At 73.5% G+C, this 19,127-nt stretch carries 15 protein-coding genes; 4 read left to right on the forward strand and 11 right to left on the reverse strand.

Annotation, left to right across the window (positions count from 1 at the left end):
* Window positions 1-88 precede the first annotated feature (88 nt).
* On the forward strand, window positions 89-949 hold the full coding sequence (locus AB0E96_RS23735; protein WP_359827060.1) for a hypothetical protein: 861 nt from the start codon (window positions 89-91) through the stop codon (window positions 947-949).
* A gap of 155 nt (window positions 950-1,104) precedes the next feature.
* Here AB0E96_RS23735 and AB0E96_RS23740 read toward each other — a convergent pair whose 3' ends face one another.
* From AB0E96_RS23740 to AB0E96_RS23755, 4 genes are all read right to left on the reverse strand, one after another.
* Window positions 1,105-2,475, reverse strand: a complete 1,371-nt coding sequence (locus AB0E96_RS23740; RefSeq protein ID WP_359827062.1) for a S53 family peptidase — start codon at window positions 2,473-2,475, stop codon at window positions 1,105-1,107.
* 208 nt (window positions 2,476-2,683) lie between these two features.
* The gene (locus AB0E96_RS23745) at window positions 2,684-3,442 is read right to left on the reverse strand and encodes a beta-ketoacyl-ACP reductase (RefSeq protein WP_359827065.1); all 759 of its coding nucleotides are present in this window, start codon (window positions 3,440-3,442) and stop codon (window positions 2,684-2,686) included.
* A gap of 142 nt (window positions 3,443-3,584) precedes the next feature.
* On the reverse strand, window positions 3,585-4,784 hold the full coding sequence (locus AB0E96_RS23750; protein WP_359827068.1) for an acetyl-CoA C-acyltransferase: 1,200 nt from the start codon (window positions 4,782-4,784) through the stop codon (window positions 3,585-3,587).
* A 49-nt stretch (window positions 4,785-4,833) separates the two neighbouring features.
* Entirely contained in the window at window positions 4,834-5,997 is a 1,164-nt protein-coding gene (locus tag AB0E96_RS23755) for an acyl-CoA dehydrogenase family protein (RefSeq protein ID WP_359827070.1), read from the reverse strand.
* Window positions 5,998-6,170: 173 nt separating this feature from the next.
* On the opposite strand from AB0E96_RS23755, the gene AB0E96_RS23760 reads away from it, so the two are divergent.
* The gene (locus AB0E96_RS23760) at window positions 6,171-6,863 is read left to right on the forward strand and encodes a TetR/AcrR family transcriptional regulator (protein ID WP_359827072.1); all 693 of its coding nucleotides are present in this window, start codon (window positions 6,171-6,173) and stop codon (window positions 6,861-6,863) included.
* A 175-nt stretch (window positions 6,864-7,038) separates the two neighbouring features.
* Here AB0E96_RS23760 and AB0E96_RS23765 read toward each other — a convergent pair whose 3' ends face one another.
* The 7 genes from AB0E96_RS23765 to AB0E96_RS23795 all read right to left on the reverse strand — a co-directional run bounded on the left by AB0E96_RS23765 (window position 7,039) and on the right by AB0E96_RS23795 (window position 15,198).
* Window positions 7,039-8,463 (reverse strand): sugar porter family MFS transporter, encoded by a 1,425-nt coding sequence (locus tag AB0E96_RS23765; protein ID WP_359827075.1) that lies wholly within the window; start codon window positions 8,461-8,463, stop codon window positions 7,039-7,041.
* A gap of 260 nt (window positions 8,464-8,723) precedes the next feature.
* Window positions 8,724-9,695: an L-histidine N(alpha)-methyltransferase gene (gene egtD, locus AB0E96_RS23770; protein ID WP_359827078.1), complete on the reverse strand. Its 972-nt coding sequence runs from the start codon at window positions 9,693-9,695 to the stop codon at window positions 8,724-8,726.
* A 45-nt stretch (window positions 9,696-9,740) separates the two neighbouring features.
* The gene (gene egtC / locus AB0E96_RS23775; RefSeq protein WP_359827081.1) at window positions 9,741-10,490 is read right to left on the reverse strand and encodes an ergothioneine biosynthesis protein EgtC; all 750 of its coding nucleotides are present in this window, start codon (window positions 10,488-10,490) and stop codon (window positions 9,741-9,743) included.
* Window positions 10,490-11,941, reverse strand: a complete 1,452-nt coding sequence (gene egtB / locus AB0E96_RS23780) for an ergothioneine biosynthesis protein EgtB (RefSeq protein ID WP_359827084.1) — start codon at window positions 11,939-11,941, stop codon at window positions 10,490-10,492. The genes egtC and egtB overlap by 1 nt, the downstream gene beginning before the upstream one ends.
* Window positions 11,938-13,218: an ergothioneine biosynthesis glutamate--cysteine ligase EgtA gene (gene egtA / locus AB0E96_RS23785; RefSeq protein WP_359827087.1), complete on the reverse strand. Its 1,281-nt coding sequence runs from the start codon at window positions 13,216-13,218 to the stop codon at window positions 11,938-11,940. Before egtA ends, egtB begins: the two co-directional genes overlap by 4 nt.
* 271 nt (window positions 13,219-13,489) lie before the next feature.
* The gene (locus tag AB0E96_RS23790; RefSeq protein WP_359827090.1) at window positions 13,490-14,689 is read right to left on the reverse strand and encodes an aminotransferase class I/II-fold pyridoxal phosphate-dependent enzyme; all 1,200 of its coding nucleotides are present in this window, start codon (window positions 14,687-14,689) and stop codon (window positions 13,490-13,492) included.
* Window positions 14,686-15,198 carry an SRPBCC family protein gene (locus AB0E96_RS23795; RefSeq protein ID WP_359827093.1) on the reverse strand — a complete coding sequence of 171 codons (513 nt, stop codon included), beginning with the start codon at window positions 15,196-15,198 and terminating at the stop codon, window positions 14,686-14,688. The genes AB0E96_RS23790 and AB0E96_RS23795 overlap by 4 nt, the downstream gene beginning before the upstream one ends.
* Before the next feature lie 249 nt (window positions 15,199-15,447).
* Here AB0E96_RS23795 and AB0E96_RS23800 point away from each other — a divergent pair, with 249 nt between their 5' ends.
* Both AB0E96_RS23800 and AB0E96_RS23805 read left to right on the forward strand, forming a co-directional pair.
* A complete protein-coding gene (locus AB0E96_RS23800) occupies window positions 15,448-16,254 on the forward strand; it encodes an SAM-dependent methyltransferase (protein WP_359827096.1) in 807 nt (268 codons plus the stop codon).
* A 157-nt stretch (window positions 16,255-16,411) separates the two neighbouring features.
* Window positions 16,412-18,541 (forward strand): EAL domain-containing protein, encoded by a 2,130-nt coding sequence (locus AB0E96_RS23805; RefSeq protein ID WP_359827099.1) that lies wholly within the window; start codon window positions 16,412-16,414, stop codon window positions 18,539-18,541.
* Window positions 18,542-19,127: the final 586 nt, after the last annotated feature.

Raw genomic sequence — 19,127 nt, forward strand, 5'->3', positions numbered from 1 at the left:
GATGCTCTCCGGCAGCTGCTCGGTGAGGATCTGCTCCTCGTAGGTGACCACGCGGTCGCTCAGGCTGGTGCCGGGCAGCAGTCGGGTGGTGGCGCTCAAGTCCCGGCCGGAGCCCGCGGACGGCACCGTCACTGAGCCCGAACTGCCGCCGACCCAAGCCGTGGTGGCCCCCGAGACCGTGGTGGAGACGGCCGAGGCCGCGAGCGACGCGGCGGCCGAGGAGCCGGACGCGGAGCCGAGCGCCGAGACCGGCACGGAGGCGGGCGAGGCCGCGACGGAGGACGCCGCGACGGAGGACACCGCGACGGAGGACGCCACCGAGGAGACGCTCGAGGTCGAGGCGGCGCCCGAGGCGGCGGAGGAGCCCAGGGAGGCCGTCCCGGCGGAGCCCGAGCCGGCGGACGAGGCGCCCGCCGAGCGGACCCCTGTCGACGAGGTGCGGACCGACGGTGCACCCGCCGACCAGGTGCCGGGCGACGCCGCTCCCACCGACAAGGCGGTTGCGGCTCCTGCTCCCCGCGCGGACTACCGGGAGGTCATCGGACGGATCGTCCGCAGCGCCGACGCCGGTGACCACGCCGCCGCCACCGACCTGGCCTTCGCCCTCGAACTGGAGGCGATCGCCGAGCACGGTGCCGTCTCCGAGCCGGTGCTGCAGGTCCGGCAGGTGCGGGCGCACGTCTGCCGGCTCGCGGGCCGGTCGGCGGAGGCCGCGGACATCTACCGCGAGGTGGCGCTGACGCTGCTCCGCTCGCAGGGCCCGGACCACACGGAGACCCAGCGGGCGGCCACCAACGCCGAGGCCTGCTGGCGTGCGATCACCGACCGTGCGGAGGCCATCCGGATCGCCCCGGAGATCATCGAACTGCGCGCCTACCTTCCGGGCCCCGACGGTCGCAAGCTCCGCGCCGCCGAGCGCTACCTCGCCCAGCTGGCCGCCACCGGCTGACAGGCGACAGCAGACAGGTAGCGGCGAACAGATGACGGCGAACAGCTGACGGCAAACAGATAACAGCGAACAGCAAACAGCTGACAGATTTCGAAATCTGTCAGCTGTTCGCTGTCGTCCGTCACCCGTCACTCACCACCCGGTGAGCCGCCCGTTCACCGACCGGCGACCGCGTGCACGAACTTCGTGCCGTCGATGGTGCCCAGGCCGCTGGCGAGGTCGTAGCCCTCGGTGGCGTTGTAGCCGGTGACGCCGCCCCAGCCGTTGTCGCCCTGCTTGACGTCCACGATGCCGCTCCACTTGCTCGGCAGCAGGTTCATGCCGTACAGACGCCAGTTGAGCTGGCCGAGGCGGTGGCCGGCGAGCTGGTCGGCGAGCGCGACGACGCCCGAGAACAGCGGGGTGGCCTCGCTGGTGCCGCCGGTGAGGTGCCAGCCGACGGAGGTCGGGTCGTAGGACTCGTAGGTCCAGGCGGCGCCGTCCACGGCCGCGCTCATGCTGATGTCCGGGGTGCCGCGGTGGTTGCCGGTGACGTTGGCGACGCCGGTCTGGTACCACGGGCGCTCGAAGACGCCCGAGACGCCACCGCCGCCGGCGCCGGACTTGTCGTGCCACACCTTGTCGGGCGCGGTGCGGTTCCCGGAGTCGTCCAGGGTGAGCTGGGTGCCGCCGATGGAGGTGACCAGCGGGTCCGAGGACGGCCAGGAGTTGACCTTGTACGGGTACAGGTCGCTGCCGTTCTCCTGCGCGTCGGTGGCACCGTTGTCGCCGGAGGCCGCGAGCACCGTCACGTTGTGGTCGGCGGCGGCCTGGAAGGCGTAGCGCAGGTCGGTGAGCGACTTGAAGTCGCCCTTGTCGTACCCGGGGAAGGTGTTCTCGGTGGCGCCGAAGCTCTGCGAGATGACGTCGGCGCGGCCGGCCTTGATGAGGGCCTTCTCGGCGTCCATCATCTCGGGCAGGCCGGTGGTGCCCTCGGTCTCGGCGACGCCGGTCTCGACCAGGATGATGTGCGCGTCGGGGGCGATCGCGTGGGCGTACTCGACGTCCAGGGTGGTCTCGCCGGCCCATCCGGTGTGGTCGGGGTTCTTCGGGTCCCAGGTGGGGACGTTGCCCCACTTGACCACCTCGACGTTGGTGTCCGGGATGCCCCACTGCTTGTCGAAGACCTCCAGATCGTGCTGGATGGTCGGCGAACCGAAGGAGTCGACGATGACGATCGTGCGGCCCTTGCCGGTGATGCCCTCCTGGTACAGCGGGTCCAGGTTGTAGGCGGTCCGGTACTGCAGCGGCGAGTAGCAGTGGATGCCGACCTGGCTGACGCACTGGGTGGTGCTCAGCGGGGCGGGGCGGCCCTGGGCGTTGTGGTGCCCGAAGGAGGCGGGGCGGACGTGGACGCCCGCGAGGTCGTGCGTGGGGGCGGCGATCGCGGTGCCGGCGGCCGGTACGGCGACGGTGCCGGCCGTGAGGGCGGTGGCCCCCACGGCGAGCAGAGCCAGGGCGCGGCGGAGGGTGGCGGGGCTGCCCATGGGACTCCTTGGGACGCAGGGCCCGACCATGTCCGGTCGGGTCGGTCCGGCCATCCCATCGAGTGCCGCATGATCATGCCATAGTCATTTGGTGGGGTCATATGATCAAGGGCATGGTCATGCTCGGCCACGCGAAAAGGTAAAGGTCGTCCCAGGGGAAAGTAACCTCCCACCTGGGACGACCATGTGATGACACGTCAGCCGGGCTCTAGCGGGCCCCGCCGTTGACGTACAGGGTCTGACCGCTGACGTACGAGGCCTCCTCGCTGGCCAGGAAGGCGACGACCGAGGCGATCTCCTCGGGCTGTCCGACCCGGCGCAGCGGCGTCCGGGCGGCGACCTCGGCCTGGTGCTCCTCGGCGCTGCTGCCGACCCGCTCGGCGGTGGACGCGGTCATCGGGGTGGCGATGTACCCGGGCGCGACGGCGTTCACGTTGATGTTGAACGGCCCCAGCTCGATCGCCAGGGTCGCGGTGAGGCCCTGGATGCCGGCCTTGGCGGCGGCGTAGTTGGCCTGGCCCCGGTTGCCGAGGGCGGAGCGGGAGCTGAGCGAGACGATCTTCCCGTACTTCTGCGCCACCATGTACTTCTGCGCGACGTGGCTGCAGTTGTACGCACTGGTCAGGTTGACCGTCAGCACCGCGTCCCAGTCGGACTTGGGCATCTTGAAGAACAGGTTGTCCCGCGTGATCCCGGCGTTGTTGACCAGGATGTGCACCCCGCCGAGGTCCGCCGCGACCTGCGCGAACACCGCTTCCACGGCGTCGTAGTCGGCGACGTCGCAGCCGTACGCCCGGGCGGTGCCGCCCTTGCCGGTGATCTCGGCGACCGTCCTGGCCGCCCGCTCGGCGGTGAGGTCGACGACGGCGACCGCCGCGCCCTCCTCCGCCAGCCGGCGGGCGGTGGCCGCCCCGATGCCCTGCGCCGCGCCGGTCACCACGGCGACCTTGCCCGCGAACCGCGTCATGTGAACTCCTCGGTGGTGTGGATCAAACAGACGGCGAGCGCCCGTCACGAACCTCGTCCGTCACGAACCTCGCAGGTCACGCATGCCGCCGATGCCGGACGTCGCCGATGCCGGACGTCGCCGGTTCCGGACTCCGCCGGTGTCAGTCGTTCTCGACCAGGACGGCCGTGCCCTGCCCGACGCCCACGCACATGGTGGCCAGACCACGCCGGGCGCCGGTACGGCGCATCCGGTGCAGCAGGGTGGTGAGGATGCGGGCGCCGGAGCCGCCCAGGGGGTGACCGAGCGCGATCGCCCCACCGCTGGGGTTGACCACCTCCTCGGCCTGCTCCGGGCTGAACCCGATGCCGTCGGCGGAGGCGAGCGCCTGGGCGGCGAAGGCCTCGTTCAGTTCGGCGGTGTCCAGGTCGGCGAGCGTCCAGCCGGCCCGCGCGAGCACCTTCGCGGTGGCCGGCACCGGACCGATGCCCATGACGTCCGGGTGCACGCCGGCGGAGGCGCCGGCCACGTACCGGCCGAGCGGCCGGAGCCCGAGGTCGCGCAGCGCCTCCTCACCGACCAGGAGCAGCCCGGACGCGCCGTCGTTCATCGGCGAGGCGTTCCCGGCGGTGACCGTGCCCCCGGTGCGGAACACCGGCTTGAGACCGGCGAGCTTGGCCAGGCTGGTGTCCTCGCGGATGCTTTCGTCCCGGCCCACCGTCACCCCGTCCGGCCGCTCGACCGGGACGAGTTCGGCGTCGAAGTGACCGTCCTTGCGGGCGGCGCCGGCCCGCTGGTGGCTGCGCAGCGCGAAGGCGTCCTGGCGCTCGCGGTCGATGCCGTACCGGGTGGCCACCTCCTCGGCGGTCTCGCCCATGCTGAGCACGCCGTGCAGTTCGGCCATCCGGGGGTTGGTGAGCCGCCAGCCGAGCCGGGTGTCGAAGGTCTCCATCCGGTGCGGCAGCGCCTCGTCGGGGCGGGGGAGGACGAAGGGTGCGCGGGTCATCGACTCGCAGCCGCCGGCCAGCACGACGTCCGCCTCGCCGGAGCCGATGGCCCGGGCGGCGAGGGTCACGGCTTCCAGCCCGGAGGCGCAGAGGCGGTTGACGGTGGCTCCGGGGACGGTCGCCGGGAGGCCGGCCAGCAGCACGGCCATCCGGGCGGCGTTGCGGTTGTCCTCGCCGGCCTGGTTGGCGGCGCCCCAGTAGACGTCGTCGATCCGGGCCGGGTCGAGCGCGGGTACGTCGGCGAGCAGGGCGCGCAGCACGGTGGCCGAGAGGTCGTCAGGGCGGACCGTGGCGAGCGCACCGCGCAGCCGGCCGATGGGTGTGCGGCGGGCGGCGGCGAAGTAGACGGGACGCACGTCGTCGGGCTCCTTGTCGGGTGGCGGGGCTGGTCCGGTGCCGGGGGCGTCAGAAGGCGTTGACGCCGGTGAGGGCACGTCCGATGAGCAGCTGGTGGATCTGGCTGGTGCCCTCGTAGAGGGTCATCACCCGCGCGTCGCGCAGGTACTTGCCGACCGGGTACTCGTCGATGAAGCCGTAGCCTCCGAAGACCTGGAGCGCGTTGTTGGCGGCCCGGACGGCGGCCTCGCCGGCGTACAGCTTGGCGACGGAGGACTCGGTGGCGAACGGCAGTCCGCGCTCGATGTGGTCGGCGACCTTCCAGGTGAGCAGCCGGGCCGCCTCGACGTCCACGGCGATGCCGGCCAGCAGCTCCTGGACGAGCTGGTGCGAGGCGATCGGTTTTCCGAACTGCTCGCGCTCGCCCGCGTAGCGCACGGCGGCCTCCAGGCAGGCCCGGGCGATGCCGACGCAGCCGGCCGCCACCGACATCCGGCCCTTGGCCAGTGCGGCCATCGCCACCGTGAACCCCTTGCCGACCTCGCCGAGCCGGGCGCTGTCCGGCACCCGGACGTCCTCGAGGGAGAGCGCGGCGGTGGCCTGGCCGCGCAGGCCCAGCTTCCCGTGGATCTCGGTGCGGGTGAAGCCGGGCAGGTCGGTGGGGACCAGGAACGCGGTGATGCCCCGGTGGCCCCGCAGTTCGGGCGCGTCGCCGCCGGTGCGGGCGAAGACCAGGGCGACGTCGGCCCAGGTGCCGTTGGTGATGAAGGTCTTGGCGCCGCTGATCAGCCAGTCCTCGCCGGCCCGGACGGCCCGGGTGGTGAGGTTGGCGGCGTCCGATCCGGTGCCCGGTTCGGTGAGGGCGAAGCAGGCGAGCGCCTCGCCCGAGGTGAGCCGGGGGAGCCAGTGGCGCTTCTGCTCCTCGGTGCCGAAGGCGTTGACCGACTTGCCGACCAGGCCGAGCGAGACCGAGACGATCCCGCGCACGGCCGAGTCGCCGCGTCCGAGCTCCTCCAGGACGAGGCAGTACGCGAGGTGGTCGCCGCCGCTTCCGCCGTACTCCTCCGGGATGGTCAGCCCGAGGAAGCCGACCTCGGCCAGCTTGCCGATGATCGCGCGGTCCACGGACTCGGCCCGGTCCCACTCGGCGGCGTACGGCACGATCTCGCGGTCGGTGAAGGAGGCCGCGAGGTCCCGGACGGCGCTCTGCTCCTCGGACAACTCCAGGTTCACGGCGGCTCCCGAATCCGGTGTCCGGGGCTCGGAATCCGGCTCCGGCCCCATTAAACTAGCGCTGCAAGTTTTATGGGGCGACTGTAGCCCCGCCCGGCCCGCGCTGGGAAGGGGCACCTGCCAGAATCGGTCCCCAGCACACCCGACCGGAGGAACCGGAGGTACCCGAGGCGATGGCCCGTCCACGCACCCCGCTGCTCAGCCGCGAGCGCATCGTCGCCGCCGCGCTGCGGCTGATCGACGACGAGGGTCTGGACGCCCTCTCGACCCGCCGACTCGCCACCGAGCTGTCTGTCAGCGGGCCCTCGCTCTACAACCACTTCGCGACCAAGGACGAGCTGCTGGACGCGGTGGTGGACAGCGTCATGGGCGAGGTCGACCTGTCGATGTTCGGGACCTCGGGGAGTTCCGGGACGACCGGGGTTCCCGGGGTTCCCGGGGAGCCCGGTCGGGCAGCCTGGCCGGAGGCGCTGCGCGACTGGGCCCGCTCCTACCGCGCCGCGCTGGCCGCCCACCCCAACATCGTCCCGGTGCTCGCCCAGGGCCCCGGGCGGCGGCCGAACGCGCTGCGCCTGGCCGACGCCGTCTTCGGCCACCTGGTCGACTCCGGGTGGCCGCGCGGCCAGGCGACCAGGATCGGCGCGTTGATGCGCTACTTCGTCACCGGCTCGGCGCTGGCCTCCTTCGCGGCCGGCTTCCCGGCGGACGCCGAGGTCTACGACGCGGCCGACTACCCGCACCTCGGCGAGGCGCACCGGCTGGCCGGGCACCGGGGGGCGGTGGACGAGGGGGCGTTCGAGACCGGGCTGGAGGCACTGCTCGACGGGCTCGCCCTGCGCTACGCCCGGCTCGCCGAACGGTCCTGAACCTTCTCGTCCCGTCCTGCCCCGTCCTGCCCCGTCCACTCCGGCCGCTCTGCCGGGACGCGTTCCGCCTCGCGCAACCCCGAACGGCGGCTCCGGTCCTGCGGAAACGATTCGGCCCCCGTACCCCGTCGCGCTCGGCGCAGGGGGTGCGGGGGCCGGGAGTCCGACGGGCGGATCAGCCCATGTCCTCCAGCCGGACGCCCTTGGTCTCCTTCATGAACCTCGCCACGAAGAGGATGGACAGCGCCGCGAAGGCGGCGTAGATCAGGTACGTCGCCGACAGGTTCCAGCGCGACATGGACGGGAACGAGACGGTGATCACCCAGTTCGCGATCCACTGCGCGGAGGCGGCGACGGAGAGCGCGGCGGCACGGATCCGGTTCGGGAACATCTCGCCGAGCATCACCCAGACGACCACGCCCCAGGACATCGCGAAGAACAGCACGAAGGCGTTGGCGGCGATCAGGGCGACGGTGCCCTGGAGGTCGGGCAGGGTGAGGTTGTCCCCGCTGCCGGTGGCCGAGGAGAAGGCCCAGCCGGCCGTGCCGAGCGCGACCGCCATGCCCGCCGAGCCGATCAGGGCGAGCGGCTTGCGGCCGATCCGGTCGACCAGCACGATCGCGATCACGGTGCCCAGGATGTTGATCACCGAGCCGACGAAGCTGATCAGCAGGGAGTTGCTCTGGTCGATGCCGACCGACTGCCAGAGGATCGACGAGTAGTAGAAGATCACGTTGATGCCGACCAGCTGCTGGAAGACCGACAGGCCGATGCCGACCCAGACGATCGGGAGCAGGCCGAAGCGGCCGCCGAGCAGGTCGCGGAAGCGCGGGCGGTGGTCGGAGGCGATCAGGCCCTGGACCTCGGCGATCCGGGCGTCGGTGTCCACACCCTCGCCCTCGACCTGGACGAGCACCTTGCGGGCTTCGTCCAGGCGCTCGGCCTGGATCAGGTAGCGCGGGGACTCGGGGATCATCGAGGCGAGCACGAAGTAGATCGCGGCCGGCACGACGCAGATGCCGAGCATCCACTGCCAGGCCTCCAGGCCGAGCAGCCGGCCGCGGGTGTCACCGCCGGCGGCCTGCGCCAGCAGCCAGTTGACCAGCTGGGATATCGCGATGCCGAGCACGATCGCGGCCTGCTGGAAGGAGGCCAGCCGGCCCCGGTACCTGGTCGGCGCGACCTCGGCGATGTAGGTCGGGGCGATCACCGAGGCGATGCCGATGGCCGCGCCGCCGAGGACGCGCCACAGGGCGAGGTCCCAGGAGGAGAACGGCAGCATCGAGCCGACCGCGCTGACCGCGAACAGCAGCGCGCCCGCCTTCATGACCTTGATGCGGCCGTACCGGTCGGCGAACCGGCCGGCGACCGCGGCGCCGACCGCCGAGCCCAGCAGGGCGGAGGAGACGATCAGGCCGGTCACGCCGCTGCCGACGCCGAACTTCTCCTGGATCCCGGAGACGGCGCCGTTGATCACGGAGCTGTCGTAGCCGAACAGGAAGCCGCCGAGGGCCGCTGCCGCGGTGATGAAGACGACGAAGCCGAGGCGGCCGGGCACGGAGGCCTCGACCGCCCCGGAGGGCTTCTGGGTGACGCTCACGATCTGACTCCTGGTACTCAACGCTGAGCTCGGTAGCCGAGATCGTAACCCCTACATGTTCAAGTCTTGTACACCGGGAACCTCAAGTTTCGCTCTGAGAATTCGTAAGGTGAACAAGCAAATTGGGCGGCCCCGGCTGTGGACGTGGTGTGGCGCTCAGCCGCGGTGCCCGGGGGTGGCGCCCGGGTGTGGCGCCCGGGTGTGGCGCTCAGCCGTGGCGCCCCGCCGCGGCGTCAGGGTGTGGCGCTCGGGCGCGGTGCTCAGACGGGCGAGGCCAGCGAGAGCCCGAACCGGCCCTCCGGGTCGGTCCACCAGTGGCTCAGCCGCAGCCCCGCCGCCGCCAGTTCCCCGGCCACCCGCTCCCGGCGGAACTTGGCCGACACCTCGGTGCGCAGCTCCTCGCCCCGGGCGAATTCCACCGGCAGGCCCAGCGCCGGGATCTTCACGGACTGCGCGCGCAGCGAACGCAGCCGCATCTCGATCCACTCCTGTTCGGCGTCCCAGACCGCGACGTGCTCGAAGGCGTCCGGGTCGAAGTCGGCGCCCAGCTCCCGGTTGAGCACGTTCAGCACGTTCCGGTTGAACTCGGCGGTCACCCCGGCGGAGTCGTCGTAGGCGGCGACCAGCACCGCCGGGTCCTTGACCAGGTCGGTGCCGAGCAGCAGGAAGTCGCCCGGGTCGAGGGCGGCGCGCAGGCCGGTCAGGAAGGCCGCGCGCTCCAGGGGCAGCAGGTTGCCGAGGGTGCCGCCGAGGAAGGCGACCAGGCGGGGGCCGCCCTCCGGGGGGAGGCCGAGCCGGGCGGTGAAGTCGGCGAGCACGCCGTGCACCGCCAGCCCGGGGTACTCGGCGGCGAGCGCGCCGCCGGCCGCCGTCAGCGCGCTCTCGCTGACGTCCACCGGCACGTACGTCTCCAGGGTGCCGAGCGCGCGCAGGGCGTCCAGCAGCAGCCGGGTCTTCTCGGAGGAGCCGGAGCCCAGTTCGACCAGGGTGCGGGCCCCGGTCGCGGCCGCGATCTCGCCGGCCCGGGCGGTCAGGATGGCCCGCTCCGCGCGGGTCGGGTAGTACTCGGGCAGCCGGGTGATCTCCTCGAACAGCTCGCTGCCCCGCGCGTCGTAGAACCACTTGGGCGGCAGCCACTTGGGCCGCGAGGTCAGCCCGTGCTGCACGTCGTGGCGCAGCGCGGTGCTGAAGTGGTCCGCGGGGAGCAGCCGGGTGAGTTCGAATGTGTCCATGACAGGGTGGTTCCTCTGTTCAGAAGATGAAGGGAGAGTGAAGGGTCAGTCGCGGCCGGAGAGGCGGCTCAGGGTGACGCCGCGCGAGTCCGCCAGCAGCAGCGAACCGTCCGGGACGGGCGTCCAGCCCGGCGCGTCGTCGTACGGCTCGGAGGCCACCACCGTGCCGAGGCCCGGCAGGGTGCGGTGGTACAGGGTGTCGCCCCAGGTCGTCGCGCCGATCGCGGTGCCGTCGGTGAGCAGCAGGTTGAGCCGGCCGGAGGTGTGCGCGGCGACGTCCGCGACGGTGCCCGCCAGCGCCTCGCCCAGCCCGGCGCCGGCCCGCAGGCGGTGCAGGGTGAGCGCCCACAGCAGGGCCGAGTCGGTGCGGGCCTCCAGCTCCAGCAGCTCGGCCGGGGGCAGCAGGGCGGCCAGTGCGTCCAGCTTGCCGGGCCAGCCGGCCACCGCGCCGTTGTGGCTGAACAGCCAGCGCTCGGCGGCGAACGGCGCCGCCGCGCCCTCGCCCGGCGCGCAGCCCTCGGTGGCGGACCGGACGGCGGCCAGCAGCGCCCGGGTGCGGACCACCCGGGCGAGGTCGGCGAAGGTCTCGTCCGCCCAGACCGGTCCGGTCCGGCGGTAGCGGGCGGGCACCTCGTCCCCGTCCGCGTACCAGCCGATTCCGAAGCCGTCCACGTTGACCGTGCCGTACTGCTGGACCCGGGGCGCCCAGGACTGCCGGTACAGCCCGAACGGCGGGTGGACCAGCAGCTCCCGGGGCGCCACAGGCTCGCCCAGATAAGCGATATGACGGCACATCAGGCATCCTCCAGGTCGCGCGCGGTGCGGAACCCGGCGAAGATCTGCCGTCGGATCGGGTAGTCCCAGTTGCGGAACGTCCCCCGGCAGGCGACCGGCGCCACCGCGAAGCAGCCGCCGCGCAGCACCTTGTACTCGGGGCCGAAGAACACCTTCGAGTACTCGTCGTACGGCCAGGCCCGGAAGCCCGGGTAGGAGTGGAAGTCGCTGGCCGTCCACTCCCATACGTCGCCGATCAACTGGCGTACTCCGTAAGGTGACTGGCCCGCCGGGTAGCTGCCCGCCGCGGCCGGGCGCAGATGGCGCTGGCCGAGGTTGGCGTGCTCGGGGCCGGGCGGCCCGTCGCCCCAGGGGTAGCGGCGGGACCGGCCGGTGGCCGGATCGTGCCGGGCCGCCTTCTCCCACTCCGCCTCGGTCGGCAGCCGCCGCCCGGCCCACCGGGCGTAGGCGTCCGCCTCGTACCAACTGACGTGCAGCACCGGCTCGTCCGGTTCGACCGGCGCCACCGTGCCGAAGCGGCGGCGGAGCCACTGGCCGTCCTGGCGGTGCCAGAACAGCGGGGCGGTCAGGCCGGCGCGCCGGCGGTGCTCCCAGCCCTCCGGTGTCCACCAGCGCGGCTCGTCGTAGCCGCCGTCCGCGATGAAGCGCAGGTAGGCGGCGTTGGTGACCGGGGTCGTGTCCAGCAGGAAGGCCGGCAGGTCGACGGTGTGCGCCGGGCGTTCGTTGTCCAGGGCCCACGGCTCGGTGTCCGTGCCCATGGTGAACGGGCCCGCCGGGACGAGGACTTCGGCCGGAAGGAGGGCCGCGTCGGCGGGCGGTGGCGGCGGCGGGGGAGCGGCCAGGGCCGGCTCGCCCCTGCGGAGCTGGTGGGTGATCAGCATCGTCTCGTCGTGCTGCTGCTCGTGCTGGGCGATCATCCCGAACGCGAACCCGGCCTCCAGCAGCGGCGCTCCCTCCAGCGGGCTGGCGGCGAGCAGGTCCAGCACCCGGCCGCGCACCTCGTGGGCGTAGGCGCGGGCCTCGGCGGGCGGCAGCAGCGGCAGACCGGGGCGCTCGGCGCGGGGGTGCTGGAAGGCGTCGTACAGCGGATCGATCTCGGGGTGCATCGGGTCGCGGCCGCCGACGTTGCGCAGCAGCCAGAGTTCCTCCTGGTTGCCGATGTGCGCGAGGTCCCAGACCAGCGGGGACATCAGCGGGGAGTGCTGGGCGGTGAGGTCGCCGTCCTCGACGCAGTCGGTCAGCGCGGCGGTGCGGGCGCGGGCGGCCAGCAGTTCGGCGGCGATGCTCTCGCGCAGCGCCTCGGTGCTGACGGTGTCCGTTTCGACGCGGGTGGGGCCGGTGGTGGGGGGACCGGCGGTAGTGGGGCTGTCGGCGGCGGGACCGGTGGTGCGGTTCGCGGTGCGGTCCGCGCCGCCCGCCCCAGTGCCGCCGTGGGATCGGACGTCGGTCATGGTGTCGCCTCCTCCGAGGGGGTGCGTCGGGCACCGGAGCGCAGGGCGTCCAGCTGGTCGTCGGCCGGGCAGCGGCCGCGCGCGGGGTAGCGTTCGGCGAACTCGGCGACGGCGACGCGCAGTCGCTCGGCACCGGGCAGGCGGCCCAGCGCGGCGTCGGCGGCGGCGAAGCAGGTGAGGGCGGCGCGGCGCAGCTCCGGGTCGGCCATCGCCAGGGTGGCGGCGCGGCGCCACACCTCGCTGCGCGGTGGGCGCGGTCCGTCCGCGCACTCCAGGGGCTCCAGGGCGGCCAGCGCGGTGTCGGCGGCCTTCGGGTCGTCCAGCAGCGCGGTGACCAGCGCGGTGACCACCACCCAGCCGTCCCCGGGCTGGGCGTCGATCATGCGCAGCTCCAGGTGGCCGCGCGGGCGCACGGGCGGGAAGAGGGTGGTGCGGTGGTAGTCCAAGTCGTCGAGCGTGGGCGGGCGTTCGCCCGCGCCGCGGATCCAGTCACGGAAGGTCAGGCCGGCCGGTGCCGTCCAGGGCAGGCCCTCGGGCCTTCGCAGGCACAGCACTTCGGCATCCAGCACGTACTGCGCCCAGGCCTCCCGCGGGTCGCCGTGGTCCGGCTCCGGGGCGAGCGTTCGGGTCGGATCCATCCGGGACCAGACGGCCTGCCGGGTGGATCGATGGCCGGTGGAACGGCCGTCCAGCGTGGGGGAGTTGGCGAAGGCGGCGACCAGGACCGGGCCCAGCCGGTGGGCCAGTCGCCAGCGGCGCTCGACGGCCTGCGGGCCGTCCGCCTCCCCGGCGTCCAGGCACACCTGCACCGAAGCGGTGCCGGTCATCATGATGCGGCCCCAGGGCCCCGCGGAGTCGAAGAAGCGCTCCATCGCGAGGTAGCGGGGGTGGTCCAGCACCATCCGCCGGGGGCGGGCCAAGGGGTCCGTTCCGGTGCCGGTGAGGCGCAGGCCCTGCGCCGCGAAGGCGGCCCGCAGGGCGGTCAGATCGCGTCGGGTGTCCTCGACGCAGGCCAGGAGGCCGGTGGCGGGCGGGGAGCTGAGCTCGACCTGTCCGCCGGGTTCGAGCGTGAGGCGCGAACCGGAGGGGAGCGAGGCGCCGTCCGGGCCGCCGAGGGGCAGCGACTCCAGTGCGGCGTGGAGCAGTTCCGGCCGTACGGGTCGGGAGGGACATCGGTCGTCATGGACGAACCACTCGACCTCCACCCCCACCAGACGGGGCGGTCCGATCTTGAAGCAGACGCCCGACACATGGCTGCGCGCCCCCGATTCGGTCAACGGGGTTACCCCGGGCGGGGGTGGTGGCGTGCTCTGCCGTTCGGGCGGAGTGGTGCGGGATACCGGTATCACCGGACTCACCATCCTCGGGATCACGATTGCGGCCCGGTCTACTTTGCCCAGTCTGCTACGGAGCATGCGGGGGCGCTCCGCAAAAATCGTGTGAACGTTCGTTCCCGCAGGTCAGGCCTGTGGCGAACGGGTGAGGACGGGTTTCCGGACGACGGGCGGCCGGGCTGCGGGGCCGCGTCCCGCCGGGCATGTGCCGGGGTCACAGGCGCTCGAGCCGCTCCAGCACCGCCGCCAGGACCGGCCCCGGCAGGGCGTAGTTCAGGCGCAGCGAGCCCCGGCCGCCGGGGCCGAACTCGGCGCCGTCGGAGGCCTCCAGGCCGCAGCGCGCCAGCAGCGCCCGGCGGGCGTCGGCGGGCGGCAGGCCGAGCGCGACGGCGTCCAGCCAGAGCAGGTACGAGGCCCGCGGGGAGGAGAGGACGGCGGGCCCGAGCCGGTCGGTCAGCCGGGTGCGGGCGCCGGCCAGGTGGGTCAGCAGCGCGTCCAGCCAGGGGCCGCCCTCGCGCAGCGCCGCCCGCTGCACGGTCTGCTCCAGCAGGCCGCCCTCCCAGAGGCCGTAGCCGGCCAGCGCCTCCGTGAACCGGGCGCGCAGGCCGGGATCGGGCACGAGCGCGAAACTGCTGGGGATGCCGGAGCAGTTGAAGGTCTTGCCGACGGAGTTGAGGGTGACGACGAGCGGCCGGTGCGCCGGGTCGGCGGTGGTGACGGCGACGGGATGGGCGCTGCCGGGGTGGGTGAGGTCGCCGTGCACCTCGTCCGAGACCAGCAGGGCTCCGCTCTCGGCCGCCGAGGCGGCGAGGGTCCGCAGCGAGTCGGTGGGCCACACCGTGCCGGAGGGGTTGTGCGGGTTGCTCAGCAGCACGGCTCCGGTGGGGCGGGGCAACGGGCCGGTAGGGAGCCGGTAGCCGTCCGGGCCCGGCCGGAGCGGCAGCTCGCGGTACGGGAGGCCGGCCGCGCGGCAGAGCTGGGCGAATCCGCCCCAGTCGGGGGTGGGGAACAGGACGGGGGCCCGCGTCCGTACGGCCTCCAGCAGGACGCGCAGCGCGGTGCGCGGGCCGCAGGGCAGCAGGAGGACCCAGTCCGGGTCCACCGCGGCGCCGTGCCGGGTGCGGTACCAGTCGGCCACCAGCACGCGGCTGGCCGGGTCGCACACCGTGTAGCCGTACGCGCGGTGGCGGGCGCGTCGCTCCAGCGCCTCGGCGACGGCGGGCGGGCCGGGCAGGTCCATGTCGGCGAGGCCCATCGGGATCACCCCGGGGGCGTCCGCCCGGGCCCACTTGCTGCTGCCGGTGCCGGTGCGGTCGAAGGGGGCGTCGAAGCCGAAGTCGGGGTCGGGGGAGTCGCGAACAGATGACAGATTTCGAAATCTGTCATCTGTTCGCTGAAAGCTGTCGTCCGTCATCTGTGCGCCGCCACCCGTCCGCCGTCGGCCACCCCGTCGCCCGCCGTCCGCCCCGCCAGGTACGCCGCGAGCCCCCGCCGCCCCCGGTGCATCATCACCGCGTGGTTGGCCCGGAACAGCGGGTGCAGGGGCAGGGCGAGACGGCGCAGCAGGGGCTTGCCGGGCCGGGTGTCCTCCTCGAACAGCACCCGGCTGCATGCGGCGGCGGGCGGGCCTGCCGCGTCCGGCGTCACCGTGAACCGCGACCACCCGGTCAGGTCACCCCGCATGGCCACCTCCAGCACCCCGGCCGCCGGGTCGCGCCGGCTCGCCACCAGGCCGATCACCAGCCGGTACGGCAGCAGTGCGCGCACCACCACGTCCCCGGATTCCTCGCCGGTCGGGCGGACCTCGCGGATCTCCGGCCACCACAGCGGATAGCTCCGCACGTCCTCCAGCGCCGCGTACACGGCGGACGCCGGAGCGGGGAGCCGCCAGACGCCCCGGAACCGGTAGTGATTGGGGTCCACGGCCCCACCCTAGTCCGGCGAGGCCGGCCCCAGGGGGCTAACGCCGTTGGACCGTTCCCGAGTTGGCCGCCGTGGCGGGCGCCGAACCGGAGGAATGGGTTCCGATGGTCTCCGCCCACCGTGACGGGTGCCCTCCGCTTGCACCCGTTCGGGGTGCGGGGGAGGATCTTCTGTGCTTGTAGTCTCATCAGTCACGGCAGCTCTCCCAAGGCGCTGCAACCCCAGAACCGGAGTGAAGGAGTCACAGGCATGCGGCGACCGAGCTGGGTACCGGAGGGTACGGACCTGGACAAACCGAACGCCGCGCGGGTCTACGACTACTACCTCGGGGGCTCGCACAACTTCGAGGTCGACCGGGAGATGGCGCGCAAGGCGATCGCCATGTGGCCGGAGCTGCCGCAGATCATGCGCTCCAACCGGGCCTTCCTGCGCCGCGCCGTGACCTTCCTCGCCGAGCGGGGCATCACCCGCTTCCTGGACATCGGCTCCGGCATCCCGACCTTCGGAGCGGTGCACGAGATCGCCCGCGCGATCCGCCCCGAGACGAAGGTCGTCTACGTGGACCGCGACCCCGTCGCCGTCGCGCACAGCCGCCTGCTGCTGGAGGACGACCCCGCCAGCGCCGTCGCCCAGGCCGACCTGCGCGACGTCGCCGACCTGCTGGCCCGCCCCGAGGTCGTCGAACTGCTGGCGGCCGGCGAGCCCGTGGCGGTGCTGCTGGTCGCCGTCGCCCACTTCGTCAGCGACGACGAGGACCCGTGGAAGCTGATCGGGGTGATCCGCGACGCCCTCCCGCCCGGCAGCGCGCTGGTGCTCTCGCACGCCGCCCTGGAGAGCCGCCCGGACCAGGCGGAGGACCACCAGAAGCTCTACCAGCGGACGCCGACCCCGCTGACCATGCGCACCCACGAGCAGATCACCGCGATGTTCTCCGGCTTCGAGCTGGTCGAGCCGGGCGTGGTCCACCTGCCGCTGTGGCGCCCGGATCAGCCCGGTACGGTCGGCGAGCACCCCGAGCGGATAGCCGGGGTCGCGGGCGTCGGGATCCGCCCTTGAGCGGACGCGACGGACGAGGCACCGACGGCCGTACGCCCCGCGCGGCGGCCGCCGCCGGGCCTGTCGCGCCTGCCGGGCTGACCGGGCCCGCCGGGCGAACCGGGCTGACCGGGCCCGCCGGAGCCGGCGCGCACACCAGAGGAACCAGGTTCAGCAGATGAGTACCACCCCGGTGCGCGGCAACGCGGAGCGGTTCCACGAGGACTGGTCCCGGCTGCTCTCCGCCGACCACGGCATCGCCGTCCACCCCGGGCTGCTCGGCCGGCTGGTCGCGCGCACCGCGGCGCTGCTGCACCGCGCCCAGGAGGACGATCCGTTCGAGCCGCGGCTGGCCGCGCAGGCCGGCGCCGAACTGGTCGACGCGCACTTCACCGACCCGGTGCTGCTGGCCCGGGCGGTCGAGCTGCTCCAGGCGCAGCCCGTCCACGACGACCGCGGCCCGGCCCTGACCGGCGCCTTCGCGGCCGGCTGGGCGGCCGCCCTGCGCGAGCGCACGCTGACCGAGCAGGAGGCGATCCGCACCGCCGCCGACTCCGCCCGCAAGGAGGCCGAGCGGGCGCTGCGCGCGTCCGAGGCCCGGTTCCGGGCCCTGTTCGAGAGCGCGGCGATCGGCATCGGCATCGGTGACACCGACGGCAACATCCTGGCGGTCAACAAGGCCCTCCAGGAGCTGTTCGGCGCGGGCCCGGAGGACATGATCGGCCGCCGGGTCGGCGACCTCGTGCACCCGGAGGACACCCCGGGCGTGTGGGAGGCCTACGAGGAGCTGATCAGCGGCAAGCGGGACTACTTCCAGTTCGACAAGCCGTACTACCGGCAGGACGGCGAGATCATCTGGACCCACCTGACCGTCTCGCTGATCCGCGACGACGACGGTGTCCCGCAGTACCAGGTCGCGATGCTGGAGGACGTCACCGACCGCTACCGCCTCCAGGAGCGGCTGCGCCACCAGGCCACCCACGATCCCCTCACCGGCCTGCCCAACCGCGCGGCCTTCTTCGAGCGGCTGGAGAAGCTGTTCGAGGAGCCCGAGCCCGGTGCCCGCTTCGGCCTCTGCTACGTCGACCTCGACGGCTTCAAGGTGGTCAACGACAGCCTCGGCCACGACATGGGCGACCAGTTGCTGGCCGCCGTCGCCGCCCGGCTGAAGGCCGCCCTCAGCCCGCTCGGCCACCTGGTGGCCCGGCTCGGCGGCGACGAGTTCGTCGTCCTGCTGGAGAAGTGCCGGGGCGAGCAGGAGGCGGTTGCCGCCGCGAAGACCGTCCTCAAGGCGCTGGCCGGGCCGGTGCTGATCGGGGACCACAAGCTCGCCGTCGGCGCCAGCGTCGGCGTGCTGGAGCGCCGGGTGTCCACCACCACCCCGGGCGCCGCCGTCCGGGCCGCCGACCTCACGCTGTACCGTGCCAAGGAGGCCGGTCGCGGCCGGTGGACGCTGTTCGACCCCAAGGAGAACGCCCGGGCGGTCAGCCGCTACGCGGTGTCCGTGCGGATGCCCGCGGCCCTCGACCGCGGCGAGTTCTTCATCGACTACCAGCCGCTCTACCGCCTCGCCGACGGTCGGCTGGCCGCCGTGGAGGCGCTGGTGCGCTGGCGCCACCCGCAGCTCGGCGTGCTCGGCCCGGACGAGTTCGTCACCACCGCCGAGGAGACCGGGCTGATCATGCCGCTCGGCCGCTGGGTGCTGGAGCAGGCCTGCGGCCAGGCCGCGGACTGGATCAAGCGGTACGGCGACGCCGCCCCGCAGCTCAACGTCAACCTGGCGGTCCGGCAGGCCCGCAGCGCCGCCCTGGTCACCGACCTCGGCCGGATCCTGGACAGCACCGGGCTGGACCCGGCCCGGCTGCAGCTGGAGATCACCGAGTCGACCGTGGTCGGGCCGGAGGACGAGGCGCTGCGCACCCTGCACGGGCTGGTCGACCTCGGGGTGTCGCTGGCCGTGGACGACTTCGGCACCGGCTGGTCCAACCTCGCCTACCTGCGCGACCTGCCCGTCTCCGGGCTGAAGATCGCCGGCTCCTTCGTCGGTGACCTGCACGAACCGGGGAAGGACGAGTCCACCGGGTGGCGGATCGTCAGCGGGCTGGTGTCGATGGCGCACGCGCTCGGGCTGAACGTCACCGCCGAGGGCGTGGAGACCCTCCGGGACGCGGAGCGGCTGCGGACCATGGGCTGCGACTGGGCGCAGGGCTGGCACTTCGGACGGCCGGTGCGGCCCGGTGAGATCGCCCGGCGGATCGTGGACGAGCCGATGGGGCGCCCGGTCGACGGCCGGTCGAGGGTCGACTGAGAGCCGGCCGAGAGCAGACTGCGGGCTGCGGGCGGGCCGTCGGAGGCCGTCGGAGGGCTTCGGAGGGCCGCCTGGGGCCGCCTCGGAGCCGGGGGAGCGGGCCGGCCCCGTTCGGGCCCGGGCGCGTGCCCGAACGGACGGCGTCGGCGTCGGTACGGTCTCGGCATCGGCTTCGGCGCCTGCGGTGCCCGGTTCCCGGCCGCCGGTCGCGTTCGCGTATCGGTCCTGCGATGGGTCGGTCCTGATCCGGAAAAGCGCCCGACACCCCTGCCCGCCGTGCGGGATGATGACGCGTCACGATTCACCCCGGCACCGGCGCACCCATGACCACGCCCGCGCACCGGTCCGGGCTGCGCGGAATGGGAGCGTCGCATGGGCACGACGGAGGACGCGGATCCGGCCGAGGGCGATCGGCGCGGGCCGAGGCCCCGGTCGGCCGCCGGAGCCGAGCCGGGGAATCCGCCGCGGCCCGGTGGTCGAGGTCGACCTCAGACCAACGGAGCCCGACGATCTCGCCGCGCCGAATGCCGAGAGTGATGGCCAGCCGCCCCGATCCGCTCTACGCCGCGTTCGTGCTGGCCATCAC

Source organism: Kitasatospora sp. NPDC036755 (genome assembly GCF_040636595.1).
Lineage (GTDB): Bacteria > Actinomycetota > Actinomycetes > Streptomycetales > Streptomycetaceae > Kitasatospora.